9 protein-coding genes are annotated in these 18,429 nt (G+C 57.1%); all 9 read right to left on the bottom strand.

Going from position 1 to position 18,429, the window contains the following annotated elements:
• Positions 1-184: 184 nt before the first annotated feature.
• Positions 185-1,276: a response regulator transcription factor gene (locus ACX1C1_RS11635; protein ID WP_458957236.1), complete on the bottom strand. Its 1,092-nt coding sequence runs from the start codon at positions 1,274-1,276 to the stop codon at positions 185-187.
• Between the two features lie 25 nt (positions 1,277-1,301).
• Positions 1,302-3,086, bottom strand: a complete 1,785-nt coding sequence (locus tag ACX1C1_RS11630; protein WP_458957235.1) for a sensor histidine kinase — start codon at positions 3,084-3,086, stop codon at positions 1,302-1,304.
• A gap of 177 nt (positions 3,087-3,263) precedes the next feature.
• The gene (locus ACX1C1_RS11625; RefSeq protein ID WP_458957234.1) at positions 3,264-9,518 is read right to left on the bottom strand and encodes a fibronectin type III domain-containing protein; all 6,255 of its coding nucleotides are present in this window, start codon (positions 9,516-9,518) and stop codon (positions 3,264-3,266) included.
• Between the two features lie 79 nt (positions 9,519-9,597).
• The gene (locus tag ACX1C1_RS11620; protein ID WP_458957233.1) at positions 9,598-11,166 is read right to left on the bottom strand and encodes an extracellular solute-binding protein; all 1,569 of its coding nucleotides are present in this window, start codon (positions 11,164-11,166) and stop codon (positions 9,598-9,600) included.
• Positions 11,167-11,317: 151 nt separating this feature from the next.
• Positions 11,318-12,199, bottom strand: a complete 882-nt coding sequence (locus tag ACX1C1_RS11615) for a carbohydrate ABC transporter permease (protein WP_458957232.1) — start codon at positions 12,197-12,199, stop codon at positions 11,318-11,320.
• A 16-nt stretch (positions 12,200-12,215) separates the two neighbouring features.
• Positions 12,216-13,181: an ABC transporter permease gene (locus tag ACX1C1_RS11610; protein ID WP_458957231.1), complete on the bottom strand. Its 966-nt coding sequence runs from the start codon at positions 13,179-13,181 to the stop codon at positions 12,216-12,218.
• Between the two features lie 503 nt (positions 13,182-13,684).
• Positions 13,685-15,289 carry a response regulator gene (locus tag ACX1C1_RS11605; protein ID WP_458957230.1) on the bottom strand — a complete coding sequence of 535 codons (1,605 nt, stop codon included), beginning with the start codon at positions 15,287-15,289 and terminating at the stop codon, positions 13,685-13,687.
• Between the two features lie 19 nt (positions 15,290-15,308).
• Entirely contained in the window at positions 15,309-17,096 is a 1,788-nt protein-coding gene (locus ACX1C1_RS11600) for a cache domain-containing sensor histidine kinase (protein WP_458957229.1), read from the bottom strand.
• A 13-nt stretch (positions 17,097-17,109) separates the two neighbouring features.
• Positions 17,110-18,426, bottom strand: a complete 1,317-nt coding sequence (locus tag ACX1C1_RS11595; protein ID WP_458957228.1) for an ABC transporter substrate-binding protein — start codon at positions 18,424-18,426, stop codon at positions 17,110-17,112.
• Positions 18,427-18,429 lie beyond the last annotated feature (3 nt).

Here is an 18,429-nt window from a genome sequence, read left to right as displayed (position 1 = left end):
AAACCTAAGTCGCCGTTCCCTTTTATCATAATCAGAAAGCGCTTTCTTTCTAGTGAGGACAACGTGTTATTTACTGCAGGCAAACGATTTTTCGGCGGTGTGCGACATGAAAGAGCAACAAAATCGCCTTCTGCGATTCGAACGGACTAGCGTATGCCAACCGCTTACGCTGAAGAAGCCAGCCCTATCCGGACTGGCTGAACTTGTCTTTGTATTCCATGGGATTGATCCCGTGGTACTGCTTGAAGATCCGGGAGAAGTGGATGCTGTTGGCGTACCCGACCTTAAGTCCGATCTCGTAGCTGCGCAGCGAGGAGGTCAGCAGCAGCTCGCGCGCGCGGCTCATCCGGACGCCAACGCAATACGTCCAGATCGTCATGCCCGTCTCGTCCTTGAACAGCTTGGCCAAATACGATCGGCTGACGGCCACGTGATCCGCTACGTCCTGCAGGCCCCAATCCTCCGCGTAATGCTTCTCGATGTACCGTTTCGCTTGATCGACCGCGCTTTCGAGTCCTTGGGTCTTTGCTCTGCGCGCGCGATCCATCAAGGCGTTGGCCGCCTGCTCCAGCCTTCTGACGGCGCATATGCGATAATACCTCCTTGCTTCCGCAAGCGTCAGCACGTCCTCCCCGAGCCCGATGTCCTCCCCTTCCTCCACCTGAACCTCGATCTCCTGCTTCTTGAGTTCCTCGATGACTAGCGAGGTCCACGCCATCGCCAACTCGTTCAATATTTCGTGACGTCCGCCGGCCCAGCCTTCGAACATCGACAGCGTATCGACAATCAGCAGGGGCTGGCCATGCAAATACACGGACAACACCATCTCCAGCCAGCGATCCAGCATGGCTCTTTCGTTCGGCAGCTTCTGCAGCAGAAGCTGATTGGCTTCGAAACGACGCTGCTTCTTCAGCTTGTCCCTGGACTTGACGAGCGCTTCGGCCAGCAGATCGTGATCGATTGGCTTGAGCACATAATCGACGGCGCCAAGCAGCATGCTCCTTTTCGCGTATTGGAACTCGTCGTAGCTGGAGATGACGACGCTCGTCATCCACGGGTACATTGCGTTAATCTCGCCGATCAAGGCGAGCCCGTCCACGAGCGGCATCCGCACGTCCGTTAAACAGATATCGGCATGGTGATCTTCCAGCCATTCCAGCGCCTTAGCGCCATTGGCAAGCGTCGCCGACACCGATATGCCCTCCATCTCCGCGAGTTGGATCGCGAGACTCTCGCGAATGAGCTCCTCGTCATCCACGATGATGATCCGATACATGTCGCAGCCCCCTCTTCTTCCTTGTTCATTCTGCTTGGATTGCGCGCGGCAACGTAATTTCCACGACCGCGCCGCCTTCGGGATAATTGTCGAATACGACAAGCGCTTCCCCGTCATAGAAGCTTTGCAGCCTATAAATCATGTTGGACAGCCCCACCTGAGCGAACGGGTAATCCTTGGCGCCCGACGCGGCTTGTTCCAGTCTTAGACGGCCCAGCACTTCCGGCTTAAAGCCAGGCCCGTCGTCCCGAACGGTCAGCTTCAGCCCGCTCTCCCCGACAATTTCCCCGGAAATTTTTAACCGAACGGCCTGTCCCGTCGCTTCTCGCACATGCTTGATGCTGTTCTCGACAAGCGGCTGCAGCAGCGCTTTGCAGCACATGGCGGGCAGCAGCTCCATTGGCACGTCCACCTCGCAAGCGACTTCGTCCTTGAATCTGGCCTTCATGATTTGCAGATAACTGTCCAAATGCGCGAGCTCCTCGCCCAGCCGCACTTGCACGTGCTTGTAGTCCGACGTGTACCTGAGCATTCTCGAAAGCGAGACGGCTACCTTGCCGATATGAGGCTGCTTGGCGATGACGGTCATCGAGTTGATCGTTTCCAGCGTGTTGTATAGAAAGTGGGAGTTGATCTGCGACTGCAGCGCCGATATGACGGCTCGATGCTGAAGCGCTTTCATCTCTGTGTAATCATGAACCGATTGCTCCAAGTGGCCTAGCAGTCTGTTAAATGACAAGCTCAAATCCGCTACTTCGTCCGTTCCCTCCACCTCCGCTCGGATGGTGAAGTCGTCCTTGACCTGCATTGTTTTCATCGTTTTTCGCAGCGCGATGAGGCGTCTCGTTATGGATGACGCGGCAAAGTAAGTCAGCACGGCCGAAATAGCGAGCGCGCCGATTGCGATCGCGATCGTGACGTTGCGCATGTCGTAGATGCTATGGGCGATCTGCTCGTAAGGAAGAATCGCGACGATCTTCCATCCCGTTACGGGAATCGTCTGGAACACAACCAGATCGTCGCCCGTAGAGTCGTAATACGAACCCGCTTCCGAGCGAGCGACGGCTTCCACGATACGCGGCTCCATCTGTTCCATAATGCGGGCCGGGTCGGAGTGATGGACGATCGTGCCGGACTCATGCATAACGGCAGAGACGCCGGAATCGACGATATGGATTTGATCCATGATGGACTGCGACGGATTCAAGGACACGTCCATTTTGAGATAACCGTTGTAGAAGGGCTTGAACAGCGTCAGCACCGGCAGGCTCATGGAGCGATTATCCGAATTCATGTAATGCTGCGAGATACCCGTCATATATTTGACCTTCTCGAAGCTTCCGGTTTCTCCGAGATATGGCTCGTCTTTAATGCTGTACGACAAAGGAAGAGCGTATTTGTTCGAAAAATGCTGCTCCCTTCCGCCCGGCTTATATAGCGTAACCGACAGCACTTCCGGGTATTGCAGGAATAGCCGGTTCAGGTAATTGTCCTTGATGCGCGTATACGATTTGATCAGATCGGACGTGACGTCGCCAGAGGAAAACCGTATCCAGTCCCTGACATCCGTACTGTTGCCAAGCATCAGGAAAGCCAGCTCGTACTCCGAATAGTAGCGATTCAAGTTGAGGTTGGCCTGCTTGAGAATTTGCTCGCTGAGATGGTCGATATCCTTGCGCACGTAGTTCGTCGTTCCCGTATAGCTCAGAATGCCGATGGTCGATACCGTGAACACGAGAATCGTCACGATGATTAGAATCAGCTTCCACTTCAGCGAGTGTCTGTATATTTTGCCAAGCCTGCGTAACAATCCGTCACCCCCGTCAAGATCCGTTAACCCCCATAATAAGTCGAATCATGTCGATGCGCAATGAGGAAATAAGAGGATCTACTATAGCAATCGTACGATGACGGTACCCGCCGCCGTTTGCCCGTCCATTTCAAAAAACACCGCGCCTCCCGGGAGAGACGCGGTGCCTGTCATGCACTAACGAAATACATAGTTGAATAGCCGGTACAGCAGCACCGCGGCTTCCGCGCGGGTGGATTCGTTAGCTGGATAGAGCATGCCGTCGCCGTTACCTTGGAGCAAACCTTGCTCCGTCAAGGAAGCTGCAGCTTCCCGGGCATAGCCGGCGATGTCCGACGCGTCAGCGTACTCGGCTGCCGCCGACGAAGGAAGCTTCTTGCCTGCTTGCTCCAGCGCCCTTGCCAACATGACGAACATGTCTTGGCGGGTCACGTTCTCCTCCGGATAGAACTTGCCGTCTCCTTTGCCCCGTACGATGCCGAGCCCCGCGGCGATTCCGACGGCTTCATGATAGTAGTCGTCTTCGCCTACATCCGCGAACGATCCTGCAGAGGCCTTCTGCTCATTGAACCCGAACGCCGCCACGATCAGCTTGGCGAAGTCGGCTCGCGTGATCGCCGCTCCAGGGCGGAACGACTGCGCCGAGACGCCGTTGATTATGCCTTTGGAGGCCAGCGCTTCCACCGCTTCCGCGGCCCAAGGCGTTTGGGCCATGTCAGCGAAATCACGGATGAAGTAGCTCACCGCGAACGTGCTGTAATGATCGGTCTTGAAGATCATTTCACGGGCGGCGGCATCGTAGTAACCGGAAGGCACCAGCGACAATTTGCCGTCCTTTCCTATGTGCCATACGTTTAGTCCTTCGGAGTGTCTGCGTTCTTCGGCGGTTGCCTCGTAAGGAACCCGAACCTCTACAAACGCGCCAGGATGATCGAACGTCAATTCCCGTCCGCCAGTCGATGCGTTCAGCTCAAGCACCAGCTTGGCTGCGCCGGGGGCCCCCGTCTTCGCATTCGTAATCGAGAAGCTAAGCATAATGCGTTCCGCCGACTTCGCGTCCGCGTTGCTCGCCAACATATGGCCGGGCAATAAGAATGTGCCGAGCGGCGTAACGATTTCGATGAACCGCTTGACGCCGCTGCCGGTCAAGTACGACGACGGCAGTTCGACGGCGTATCCGCTCGCTCCGGACTTGGCGGGCATGAGCACCGAAATCCGGCGTGCGCCGTCTGCCTCCGGAGCCTTCCCGAAGGCTTCCGCCAGAACGTTGTCGTCAACCTTAACGCTGACCATCTCCCCGCTAACCGTCGCGAGAGCATCCAGAATCCGTATGCCGACCCCTCCGTCCCCAACTTCGATGACCGGCGCTTCTGATCCCGCAGGCGGCCCTGACGGGTATTCGATCGTTGCGCTCGGAGTCGTCACGTTCAGGCTCGGGCCGTTCGTCGTCCAATTGCCCGCTTGGTCTCCCGCTTCGATCTTGAACGTATAGTCCGTCTGCGGACTAAGACCCGTCGCCACCCAATTGCTGCTCTCCGTCGTCGCGACAAGCTCTCCGTCCAGATAGACTCGATAGGACACTTCGCTCATCCGGTCGATCGCTTCGCTCCAGCTGAGCGCGACCGACGTCGGCGACGTAGCCGTCGACCTTGCCGCGCTGCCTGCCGGCCATCCCGGCGGCGTCGCATCCGTCGGCACCGGGATGAAGGGATCGTTGGTGGCGGGGCCGAATACGGTGGCGTTGCCTGCCAGGTCGATCGCTTCCACCTTGTAGACGGCATCCCGATCCGCGCTTCCCTCTATCGCGTGCTCGTTCGCCTGTCCGCTCGTCGCAGCAATCGCGACACCGTTCCGGTAGATCGTGTAAGACGCGACGCCTTCGTTGTCGATCGCGGCGTCCCACCGCAGCAACGTACGCTCCGGCTCGGACGCGTAGTCGGCAATCAACCTCGAACCCGTCGGCCATTGCGGCGTTACAGTGTCGCGTTTCGGCGTGCGTACCTCTTCCAGAGCGAGCGGAGCGGAGACGTTGCCCGCGGCGTCCACCGCTTGGACTGTCAATTCGTATGCCGATCCGTCGTTTAATCCGTTCAGGTAAAAGCCGTGGACCAATCCCGGCAAGACGGCGACCGTTTCTCCGTCCAAATAGATTCTGTACCGACTTATCCCGGTATCGTCTACGGCGGCCGGCCAGCTAAGCGAGAAGCCCGACGTCGATGGTTGAGACGCAGTCAGCTCGCTGCCGCCGCTCCATGCCGGGGCGGACGTATCCGACGCGAGCGTAGTGACGTCGAGCGTCGGTCCGTCGGCTTCATTGCCCGCGACGTCAAGCGCTGCGACTTGGAAGCCGTACGTCGCGCCCGGAGTCAGCCCCGTTGCCCGGTAACTCGCCTCCTCTCCGCCCACCGTTGAGAGCAATGTCTCTCCGCGATAGACGGCATAACCAGCCACGCCGTAATTGTCCGTTGCCGGCGTCCAAGTCAACACGGCATCGTGACGGCCGATCGACGACGCTTGCAGCTCCGCTCCGCCTCCCCACGCCGGGGCTTCGTCATCTGCTTCCGGCGTCGTCACCTCTCTCGACGGGCCCGTCGTCGACAAGTTGCCCGCGCCGTCCTTCGCCTCTACGGCGAAGCCGTACGTTCGGGAAGCCGCAAGTCCCGACACGGTTAGGGTGCGCGCGTCCGCCCCCGTCTCCGCGACGGCGACTCCGTCCCGGTAGACGACGTAACCGTTTATGCCGCGGTCGTCGGCCGCTCCGTTCCAAGCCAGCTTAACGGAATACGGCGTAACGTCGCCCGTATCGAGCTCTCCGCCCGTCCAAGACGGAGCGTTGTCGTCGGAAGGCACTTGCTCCGAGCGAATGACCAACTGCGGACGATACGCCGCGTTCGCGCCGGACGCTTCCCTGGAATGGAAGTCCACGTTCTGGTCAAGCCAAGCGTCGTCCTGCAGCTTGAAGCTCGCCGCTCCGTCGCCAGCCGCCTCTCCGGAGACGTAACCGCCGACTTCGAGCTCTTTCCAATAACCCGCGTTCCGAATCGTCGCGGAGGCCAGCTTCTCGCCGTCGGCCGGCTTGTTATTCCAGAGGAGGCCGGTTTCCGACCAATCGTCTCCCGTCGCGTACAGATCCATGCCGATATCCATGTTCGGGGTCTGAACGGCAAATACATAAAGACGAAGGACGGCTTCGTAAACGTCGCCCGTTACCGATTCCAACGGGAACCGCAGGTAGGCTCTGCGGTTATTGCCCGTGTTTTTGTTCTGTTCGCTGCCGGATACGCCGGCGGCGTTCTTGTAGCGCAGATAGTTCGGATTGTTGTTCGTGCCCGCGCCTCCAAGGGTCGCCGGCGCTTGCACGAACGCGTCCGCGTCGGGATAGACGACGTATTCATTCCGCTCCACGCCCTCGAAAGCCGTCACCTCGACCGCCGGCCCGTCCGTCGTCCAATTGCCGGCATCGTCTCCGGCTTCCACAGAGAAGCTGTAAGCCTCTCCCGGCGTCAGCCCAGTCGCGACGAAGCTCCGTTCGTCCGATGCCAAGCTGCCTGCAAGCTCTCCGTCGCGATACACCCGGTATCCAGCCACGCCGACGTTATCCGTCGCCTCCGTCCAGTTAATCGTGACGGAGCGATCCGCCAGCGAGGCATAAACCAGCTTTCTGTCCTTCGGCCAACTAGGCAATTCCGCATCCGGACCCGCGCCCGTCGCGATCGTCGCCGCCAGTGCCGGCGACCAATTGCCCGCGCCGTCTCCCGCTTCCACGGTGAACGCGTAAGACGTTTGTGTGGATAGTCCTGCCACCTGATAAGAATTCTCCGCCGCCGGTACGACCGTCAACGCCTCGCCGTCCATCGTCAGCCGGTAAGCCGTCACGCCTCCGGCGTCCTGGGCGGAGTCCCACGCCAAAGTCAACTCGTTCCGGCCGATGGCGGATGCACTCAGCGCTGCCGTCCCGGACCATGCCGGCGGCGTCTCGTCCGCCGATCCCGGCGTGCGGAACGTCACGATGGGGCCTCCTGCCGACAGATTGCCCTCCCAGTCCTTGGCCTCCACGCGGACCGAATAGAGCATATTGTCCCGAAGACCGCTCAGCTCAAAGCCTAGCGCTTCGGTATCTCCCGCAATATTGCCGTTGACGTAGATCCGGTAGCCTTTCGCGCCGTCGTTGTCCACCGCGGCCGGCCATGCCAGCTTGACTCCGGAACGGTTCAAATCCGATAGCGACAGGAACGATCCCTTTGTCCAGCCGGGCAACGTCGAGTCGTCGGCCGAACTCGCTTCCGCGGCGATCGGCGGGCTCGCGAGCGATAGGTTGCCGGCTTCGTCGTACGCCTCGACCGTAAAGGAATATCGGCCGCCCGGAGCAAGCTCCGTCACGTCGAACCGGGTCGTGTCCGCGGGAAGCGTCTTCAGCAAGCCGCCGTCCCGGTAGACGTTATACCCCGCGACGCCGCGGTTGTCGTATGCTTGCGGCCACTCCAGCGTCAACGACGTCGGCGAGGCGCCTGACGCTCCGAACGAGCTTCCGTACGGCCACGCAGGGGAAGTGACGTCGGCCGTCTGCGATGGAATCGCGATCGGCACGAACGTTGTCTCCGGCTGTTCGGCTTCATCGTCCAGATTGACGATTACGGCGTTGTCTCCGTTTCGCGCTAGCGACGCTTTGACCGTTTTGTTCTTGCCTCCATGCGATACGGTAATGTCGTAATCGCCGTAGAAGCCTCGGGTCGCGAATCGCCCGTCCGCGTCGGTCTCGCCGGCCTCGTCGGTCCACCAGGTTTCGTAGATCAGCTTCCTCCACTCTTCCCCGGAAGGCTTGAGCGACCAGTCGCCGCGGAACAGAGGCGCGTTGTTCTGCCAGTGCGCGCCGTCCCAGAAGCCCCACATCGTGAACGAAGTGACGTTCGGATGGCTGAAGGTCGCGATCAGCAGGTCGCGCGTGAACATGGCCGCAATGTCTTCGCGCGGCGTGTTGAAATCGAATTCCGTTATAGCGATCTCCGGCACGTAGCCGGCGAAGTGCGTCAATTGGTCGTAAAAGTCCATCGGCGCGACAGGCGTGCTGCCGAAATGCGCCTGGATGCCAACGCCGTCGATCGGCGCGTCATGCTCCTTCAGCGTCTCCAGCAGATTCGAGAGATTCGCGATAACCGGCGCGTTCACGCCGAGAATCTGGGTCTCGTTCAGGAACAGCTTCGCCTCCGGATCCGCTTCCTTCGCCCACTTGAACCAATCCGCCATGTACGCGTCCCCGTGAACGCCGCGGATCATCTTGTTCAATACGGGCTCGTTGAGCACGTCCCACTCGAACAGCCTACCCTGAAAATAGCCGGCCAACTCGTGGAAGTGGTCCCGGATGCGCTTATCCAGCGCTTCCTTGTCCCCAAGCAAGCCGCCGATATCCGTCGGCATGCGCGTCGGGCCGTCCCAGAGCAACGCGTGGCCGCGGATGTCGAAGCCGTTCTCGCCGAGCCAGTTGTACATGTTCGCCGTACGGGCTTTGTCCGCTTCCCACCAAGCCCACTTCATCTCGTTCTCCATGACGACGGAGTTGAAATTTTCCTTCAGCTTCGCGCGGTACATCTCCGCGTCCGCCCCGTTGCCCATGAGCAGGCTGCTATTCACCGCCGTGCCGAACTTGAACGCGTGATCCTTCATCGCGACATGCACGTTCGCCCCGCTCACCGGCTGCCCGCTATTGTCGACGACGCGTACCTGCAGATCTCCTTTGCGGACTTGCTCGATGCGGACATCGGCTTCGGCGCGCCACGGCGCGTCCTCTTCCATTCCCTCGTAGTAAACGGGGGTGCTCGGCAGCTGGTCGATCGTGATCGACTTCTTGTAATTCACGACCTTTAAATCCGCGATCTCGATCGCCTGAGGCTTGAACCCAAGACGCAGCGCGACTTGCGGCGTGTTGGCTTCCATGGCGAGCGCGGCCTTGATCGGCACGAGAAAACGCTTCCATTCCGAAGGAACGGACATCGTCTCTGTGACCGACTTCTCCCAAGTTTCCCTCTTCTCCATCACGAGGGCCACTTTGCCTTCCGCAGTCTCGTGAGTCGAACTGATCGTGCGGGCGTAGAAGGAGGCCAGCATGACGTCGTCCTTCTCGATCGCGGCTTCGACCGGCATGACGTATTGCAGCAAATAGGTCCCTTGCGGCTCCGTGTTCGTAATGAACCGAATGCCGTTCGAGAACGATTGCCCCTCCACGGCGACTGGCTCCATCGCCCCATATGAGGGCGCTTCGGGATTCAGCGCGGCGCCCTCCTTGGCTAGGTCGGAGATCAGCACCTCGTAGCCCGGCAATCCTTCAAGCTCTTCTTCCGTTAATGTCTGCGCCATGACGGAGACGGCCTGCAACGGAGAAAGCAGCAGCAAGCCGGTTAGCAGCAAGATCAGCGCGCGGCCGGTTGTTCGTGTCAATGTCCTCATCCTTCCTAATCGTTATGCATGGGGCCCGCAGGGAGACGGTCGTCCTCCTGCGGGCGTTCATGCGCTTGTCTTATTTGCGGTTGGCGTTGTACCAATCCGTCAGTTCCTTGATTACGTCGTTGCCGCCTTGCGCCTTCCAGCTTTCCACGTACTCGTCGAAGTAATCGAGCGGTTTTTCGCCCAAAATAATTTTCGCCGCCGCTTCCTGGAACGAGCCCTTGTAGCTCAGATCCGCGTTTTTCGTCAGCGTCTCGGACGGCGGCATGCCGGCCGTCAGGTTAGGCAGCCCTTCCTTCTTCGACGTTTCAATCGTTTCGATCAGCTTGTTGTAAGATTCTTCGTTGTTGATCAGCACCTTCTGGGCTTGCTCGTGGAAGCCGTGCAGCATGAACACTGCCGTGCGCCAGCGCAGATCCACGTCCTTCTCCGCGTTGTACGTTATGGCGTCTCCCGACTTCGTGAACGTTTCGCCTTCGATGCCAAGCTCCGTGAACAACTGGCCTTCGTCGGAGATCAGCCAGTCGAAGAAACGAACAATCGCGGCGGGATCCTTGGCGTCCTTATGCACGACGAACGTCTTGAGCACGGACTTCTCCACGCGGCCGAGAGGACCTTCGTAGCCGATGCCGCGCGGCGTCGGAATGGCGACGACATTAGGCTGTTTTTCCGGAAGCAGGTTCGTCAGCTCCTTCTGCCATGGATCCCAGACTCCGAATACGACGTGGTTCCAAGAACCGACGAGATCGGATTTGATCTTCTGATCCCAGATCGTCCGCGTGTTTGTCAGCAGCTCCGTATCGATAAGCTTCTCCGCGTACATCGTTCTCAGCACGCCGAGGGCGTTCTTCATGTTGGGATGCACGAAGCCCGGCATGATTTGATCGCCAGACAAGATGTTGGCATCCAGGTTGACGCCGTACATGCCGAAGACATTGTCCGCCCACTCGAACTTCTCGCGGCTCGAGAACGGAATTTCGTCCTTCTTGCCGTTGCCGTTGGGATCGTTGTCGCGGAACGCGCGCAGCATGTCGAGGAATTCGTCCGACGTGGTCGGCGCCTGCAGGTTCAGCTTGTCCATCCAGTCCTTGCGGACGTAGATGACGCGTTCCGCCGGAGCGTTTCCTTGCGCCATTTGCGGAATGGCCAATATTTTGCCGTCCAGCGTCACCGCGTCCCATGCGGATTGCGAGATGTGTTTTTTCAGATTGGGACCGAATTCGTCAATGTACGGCTTAAGATCGATCGCGAGTCCGTTGGTCACGATGTCGGAGTTCTCGATGCCCCATACCATGTGCACGTCCGGGATGTCGCCGGAAGCGAAGTTTAGGCGCAGCTGCTCCATATAGTTTTCGTGCGGCAGAAAGGTGATGTCGAGATTCGTATTTGTTTTGTCGGCCGCGTATTTGATTGTGGGCAGATCCATCGATTTCCCCGCTGGGATTTGCTGGGCGTTGTTCGAGACGAATAACGAAATCTTGGTTGGCTCGGCCGGCTTCTCGCTCTGTACCGGAGCATTCGTTGCGGCTGGCGCCGACGTTTTCGGCGATTTGTTCCCGTCCGCGGCGCAAGCCGTCAAGCTTGCGAGCATGGCCGCGCCGCACAGCAGTGCGATTCCTTTAGTTGCTACCCTAACCCTCATCTAATATTGCCTCCCTTTAATATGTAAGTTTAAAAATCCGCTTCCCATTACGATGTTTGTTCAAGATGCTTCTCGGCGTCAAATATTGAACTCAGCCGAACCTTCCGCAACGCCTGCTCATCACCTCCACGAAGAATATCATCCATCCGAACTATTCCTTCACCGAGCCGAGCAGCGCGCCCTTGATAAAATGTTTCTGCAGAAACGGATAGATGATGACGATCGGCACCGTCGCGACGACGATCGTCGCCATCTGAAGCCCTTGCGGCGTAATGGCCATGGAGAGCTCCAGCATCGACTCTCCCCCCGCCGAATCCATGTCGAACTGCGAAATCAAGTTATACAAGTATAATTGAAGCGGTTGCAATGCTCTATCGGTAATATAAAGCAGCGGGCCAAAATAGTTGTTCCAGTGGCCAACCGCGTAGAACAAGATGAGCGTGACGTTGATCGGCATGATGAGCGGGGTCACGATACGCCAGACGATGCCGTACTCCGACATGCCGTCCACCCTCGCCGCCTCGAACAACTCCTCCGGCAGCGACCGAATGAAGGTGATGCAGAGCATCATGTTGAACGCGCTGATCGCGCCGGGCACGATAAGCGCCCATATACTGTTGAGCAGGTGAAGCTCCTTGATCAGCAAATACATCGGAACGATCGGAGCCTGGAAGATCATCGTGAAGATGATGAACAACATGACGATTTTGCGGCCTCGGAGCCAGCTCTTGGACAGCGGATACGACGTCAGGATCGTGAGCAGCATGTTGATCGCGGTGCCGATCAGCACGATCTGAATCGTAACGCCGAACGACCGCCAGAACACTTCGTTTTTGATGACGAACGCGTAGTTTTCGAAATTGAAGCCGACCGGCCACAACGTAACCTCGTTATGAATAATGGCTTCGTTGGAACTGAAGGAGCCCGCGATGACGTTCATCAAGGGAATTGCTACGGCTACACAGAACAGGAACAAAATCGTCAGGTTCGCCGTATCGAAGGTCCGCTCTCCCCAGGTTCGTTTGATTCTCATTAGCGCGTCCCTCCCATTAATAAAGCCCCTCGCCTGTCGTCGCCTTGCTTACTCGGTTGGCGATAACGAGAAGCATGAACCCGACTACGGATTTGAACAATCCGATGGCGGTCGTGATGCTGTATTGCCCTTGCAGTATGCCGGCCCGGTACGTGTAGGTGTCGAAGACGTCGCCAGTCTCGTAGGTTGCCGGATTAAGGAATTGATAGATTTGCTCGAAACCCGAATCCATGACGTGCCCGATCTTGAGCATGAGCAGGATCATGATGGCCGGCAGCAAACCCGGGATGGAGATATGCAAGAACTGCTTCCAGCGGTTCGCCCCGTCCATCCTTGCCGCTTCGTAGAGCGAGGGGCTGATGCCCGCGAGCGCGGCGATGAAGATAATGGCATTCCACCCCATCTCTTTCCATATTCCAGAAGAAATGATGATCGTCCTGAAGTACTCCGGCTTCTGCAAGAACGGGATAGGATCTCCGCCCGTCAGTGAAGTGATCACTTGATTCAACAATCCTTGCGTCGGAGACAGAATCATGTACGATAAGCCGAACACGATCGTCCAGGACAGGAAGTGCGGCAGGTACAGCACCGTTTGTACGAATCGTTTGTACGCCATCAACCTCACTTCGTTCAGCAGGCAAGCCAGAATAATCGGCAACGGGAAAGCGAACGCGATCTGATACAAACTGATCATCAACGTATTCGTCAGCAGCCTCCCGAACTTGTCGTACGTGAACAACTGGTGAAACCACTTGAACCCCACCCACTCGCTTCCCGCATACCCTTTGAAAATATTGAAGTCTTGGAAAGCGATCACGCTGCCTAGCAGCGGAACGTACTTGAATACCAGGAAAAACAGCAAGCCGGGAACCAGCATCAGGTACAAAGCCCTGTGGCGCAGCGCGTACTTCCAAAAAGACGTTTTTTTGACGGCGACGCTGCCAAGCGTAATGGCGGCTTCGCTGCCGTTTTCGAGTTTCATATTTTCACCTCTCTTGTGTCTGTCGTTCTGTTGGTTTTATTATAGGCCCAGCCCTCGAAGGCCAACAATGTGGCCGGATTTCGATTTACTGCAGTAATCGTCTTTTTGTCGTTTTATGTCGATCTTAATACAAATCAAACGTGTTCCTTCGTAATTCGCTAACATATTGAGATTACGATAATAGGACTACGCCTGATCGAGGTGTTGCGGACTGAACGTTACTTGCGCATGAGTCGAATTGACGTAAGACACTTGCTCGCAATACTGGGAAGTCGTTTCGAGATCATTTAATTGGAATCGCTTACAATAATAAGTGATAACCATTAGCACAACGTAGGCTGCCTTCCATTTTCGACGCGGACACACTTGCCATAAGCTATGGTTACTACCACCTTCACCATTCGGGACTTAAACGCTAGAGATTGCGCCCGTTCTGAGCGCACAACAAAACCCGCCTGCCATTAAACGGCAAGCGGGACATATGCAAAGAGCATGGCAAGACATTAGCGCCGACTACGCACATCCTCCCGATATTCCTTCGGCGTGACGCCCGACTCGTTCTTGAACACCCGGTTAAAGTGGCGGATATTGGAGAAGCCGGTCGTCTCCGCGATGCCGACGATCTTCTCGTCCGTCGACGCGAGACGCCGCTTCGCCTCCTCCATGCGCAGCTCCGTCAGCCTTTCGACGAACGTACTGCCTGTACGTTGTTTGAACAGTGTGCTGAAGTAAGCAGCGTTGAGGAACACCTTGTCCGCAAGCTCCTTGAGTGTCAGCGCCTCTTGGTAATGCTTCTCCAGATAACGCTCCGCTACTTGAATAGGATCGCGATCGGCGGGCGAGTTACCCGCTGCGATGCCTGCCGCCAGATTGCCAAGCAGCACACGGCACACCTCGATCAGCTCCGCGCTGGAAGAGATGGAGCATATCTCCACGAGTAGCGTCCGGATATCCTTATCCCCCAGCCAATCCCTCGTCATCCCCAGATCCTCCGACAGCTCGTAATACTGAATCAAAAGCTTGCAGATTTGCTGATGGACGAGCTCCGGCGTCTGCGCCTTGGCGCATAAATCCTCGATCGAGATGCCCACAAGCCTTTCCGTTTCGTCTTGCCGGCCTTCATTGATCGCTTGCTCAAGCGCTTCCCACGACCACTTCTTCATATCCGGCTTGATGAACTGACTCTGGACAGCATTGTGATAGTCGATGACCTTGTCTCCGCCGACGACAAGTCGGTATAGAAGCGCAATACCGGCTTCCCGGAACGGAATCGTCAACGACTCGAAGCCTTTGACCGGGCGGCCGACGCCAATCGTTACCGTCAGATTGGACAGCGACTTGATCTGCCGGCGAATCGATTCGGCCAGCTCCAGAAGCCCACTCGTACTCGTGTCCGGCAAGTTGACCAGAGCCGCTACCTCCGTCTCCGAATACACGAAGCTGAAGCCAGGCATTCGGTGATCGATAATTTCCTGGACGAACTGCTGAATGTAGAGTTGGAAGAGCGACGGATCGGATTGCCGGTAACGCTCCGTCGCCACCGATTCTTTGTCCAGCTTGATCACTAGGCAGTTGAAATACGGATCCGTTAGCTCGATGCCCAACTGACTCAGCAGATCCAGATCCTGCTGATGCAAGCTGCCGCGCATGATGCCGGCAGACAAGCCGTCCGACGCCTGTTGACGCAGCTGACGATCGTCCTTAATCGGCTCGCTTGCAGGGATTGCGCTTCTCGCCTTCAGCTCTTCCTTCATCCGATCGAGCACGCGGGTCAGGTCGCCTCTCTCCACCGGTTTCATGATGTAGTCCTTGGCTCCGCTGCGCATGGACTGCCGCACGTAAGAGAAATCCTCAAAGCCGCTGATGACAACGCAAAGCAGCTCCGGGAACTGCTCTCTCGCAATCGTCTGCAGCTGAAGCCCATCCATCTTGGGCATCCGAATATCGGTGAGCAGCACGTCAGGCTTTAGCTTCTGGAGCAGCTCCAGCGCCTCATGGCCGTCCTTTGCATCGCCGACGACCTCCCACTCGGGATCCCAGGAGGCAATCATTGCGCGAAGTCCCCGACGGAATATCGTTTCATCATCCACTACCAGGATTTTAGGCATTCGCTTGTCCTCCTCCTTCTCACTCGCCGCTTTCTGTCATGGCCGGAAGCGTCATGATAACCCTAAGCCCTTGATATGGCATGCTCTCCAGCATCAAACCATATGGATCTCCATAATGAAGCCATAGTCGCCTGTGCACGTTAAGCAGCCCGTTGCCCGTTTTCCCGCCCAAATCCTTGGAGCTTCGAAGCCGTTCCCGCAGCAGGTCCAGCTCCTCCGTGCCAAGGCCGATGCCGTCATCTTCGACGATAATGGTCAGCACACCTTCTGCTTCCTTGCCCGTGACCCGGATCCGCCCTTCCCCGACGCCTTTGTCAATGCCGTGATTGATCGCATTCTCTACAATGGGCTGGATCGTGAGGGGGATGACCTTGCAGCCTAGCGCCCTCTCGTCGATGTCGGTCTCGAAGACGATCCGTTCTTCGTAACGGATTTTCTGAATGCTCATATAACCGTTCACATGCACGAGCTCATCCCGTAGGGTCACTGTCTCTTTACGGCTGCTTAAGCTGTAACGAAGGAGCTTGCCCAGATTATTGGCCATCGTCACAATCTCTCGATTGCCCTCCAGCTCCGCGTACATGCTGATGGAGCCTAACGTATTGTACAGGAAATGAGGATTGATTTTGCTTTGCAGCGCGGCAATCTGTGCGTCCTTCTCCCGGATCTCGGTCTCGTAGAGCAAGTAGCCGAGCTCGCTGAGCTTGGATACCATCGTGTTGAACGTGCTTCCCAGTTGCCCGACCTCATCGGCCGACGTGACGGGATACGATACATTCAGTTCTCCTTGCTCCACCTTCCGCATAAGCCGGCTCAGCTTGCGCAGCGGCAGCGTAATGCGGAAAGCGAGGATTACGGTGAGGAGCATCGCCAGTCCGATGCAGATAAAGCCAGCTAACGCGATGGAGTTGCGGACGATAAGGCTGTCCTTCATCAGCTCCTTAACAGGTACTGCGCTGACCGTCGTCCATCCCGTCACGTCGGACGTGACGTAGGCAACCAGCCGCCGCTCCGCGTCGCCGCTACCGCTCAGATGAAGCGTCCCCTCACCTTGCGGAGCTCCGAGATCTGTTGCCGTCGGAGTCGAATCCCGCGTAATGACCGGCTTGCCGCTCCCGTCAATGATATACATCGATTCCTTGCGGCCGGGATCGGCTTGCAGCAGAATTTGGCGCACGGTCGCGGGGTCGATGTCCAGCACGATGTAGCCGAGTGTCTCCCCCGTATCGAAGCTGCGCAGCTCGCGTGCGATCGAGAAGGCTTGATACGTCATGCCGCTTGTCGCTTTGACCTCGTGCGTCGTGATGAACGTCGGCTGCCCGAATCGTTCCTTCGCTTTAAGCAGCCATTCTGCGCTTTCGTCCAACTTATAGGTTGTCACGTATTGGCTCTCCGGCAGAACAACATACGAAGCACCTTTCTCCCCGTACAACGAAATGCCCATAATATCGATTCGCCCATTAATGAAGATCGACGATACGAACTGGTTAAGCGATTCGATCTCTTTCAGCTCCAGCCGCTGTCCTGGGATTCTGGACGAGCTGATGAACGTCATGATGTCCTTGTTGGAGTATGGAGACAACGTCAACCGATTCAGCTCGTTCATATACGTATCGATATTAAGCGTAATTTGTTTCACGGTCTGGAGCTGGAAGCTGCCGACGTTTTTCTCCATTGCCTTCTCGAAGCTGCCGAAGGTGTAGAGCCCCATCGCCGCGAGCGGCACAAGCACGAGCAGGCAGTTGATCCAGATCAGCTTCCTAGCCAGCTCTTGATTTTTGAATCCTTGCGTCAGCCTCCGGATCATCCCTTCACCTCTCCTATCCGTCCGCACTCGCATCAACTTTTCTCGCCGCGTTCTTAAGCGCCTGCTCCGGGGTCTGCTCCTTATAGTTCATCTTCTCGAATTCCTGGATCAAATATTCGATCGCCGACCATTGCTTGACATGCCTTGGCCAATAAGCGACGTAATCGGCAACGGCGGCGTAATCTCCCCGGTACTCTTGATCCGTGAAGGCCTCGCTGTCTACGACCTTCGTCATGCTTGGTACATGGCCAGCTTGCGACCATAGATCCCCGTGATCCACCATCCACTTGGAGAAGATCAACGCCGCGCGGCGTTTCTCTTCCGTCATGCTGTGTTTCGTAGGGATAGCAAGCGTGTGAGAATCCCCCCACGCTGCAGAATGATCGTATATGACCGGGATCGGAACGACGCCGAAGTCAAGCTCCGGTGCATGCTCGAATGCGCCTGTCCCCCACATACCCAGCATGATTACAGCTGCGTTGCCGTCATGGAACAGCTTGAACGAATCGTTTATATCAGGCGGGATCAGGCCGGTCTCGTACAGCCCATTAACGAACTTCAGCGCTTCCAGCGCTTGGGGATTATCGAACTGCGCCTTCGTGCCTGAGTCGCCGTAGAACGCTCCGCCTCCCTCCATCTGGTTGTACAAGCTCCACCAGAACCACACGGAATCGATTCGCGTGCTGGGCATCGCGAGCGGCGCCACATTCCCTGGTACGGTGGCTTTTAGTTGTTCGAGAAATTGACGGAAGCCCTCCGGTCCGGGACCGATAATCGGCTTCCCGGTCGCTTCGTCTAACACGCCAGCGGCACGAAGATGCTCTTTGTTGTAATACATGACAAGCGCGTGTGTATCGAGCGGAATGCCATAGGAGTGCCCGCTGTATTCGGTCGCCTTGCGGATATTAGGCGTGAATTGGCTCCAGTCGAGTCCGATTTCCTTCGCGGCTTCGGTCAAATCCTCGATATATCCGTTCTGTACGAATTGTGGCATGCTCGTTGTATGGATAATGGCGATATCCGGTGCATTGCCCGCAAGAATAGCGGTTCTAAGCCGCGAATAATAATCGTCGAGCCGTGAGTTGGTCTGCTCGACCACGATCTCATCCTGCTCGGCGTTAAACTTCTCCACCATCTCAGTCATAAACTGATTGTCGCCGCCGCTGAAGGGGGTCCAATAATTCAAGCGAATCGCATCCGCCTTGGTCTCCGGTTTCGGCTGCTGCTCCGCTTTCCCTGAGCAGCCTGCAAGCGTTGACGCAATCAAACATATGGCGAGAAGGCTTGCCGTCAACCGGCGAAAACTTGTGCCCCGGTGAGTGTCCTTCATGGT

The sequence above is a fragment of the Paenibacillus sp. strain BS8-2 genome (assembly GCF_054483835.1).
Note: the sequence above shows the minus strand (reverse complement) of the source record. Positions and strands in the feature narration are given on the sequence as shown.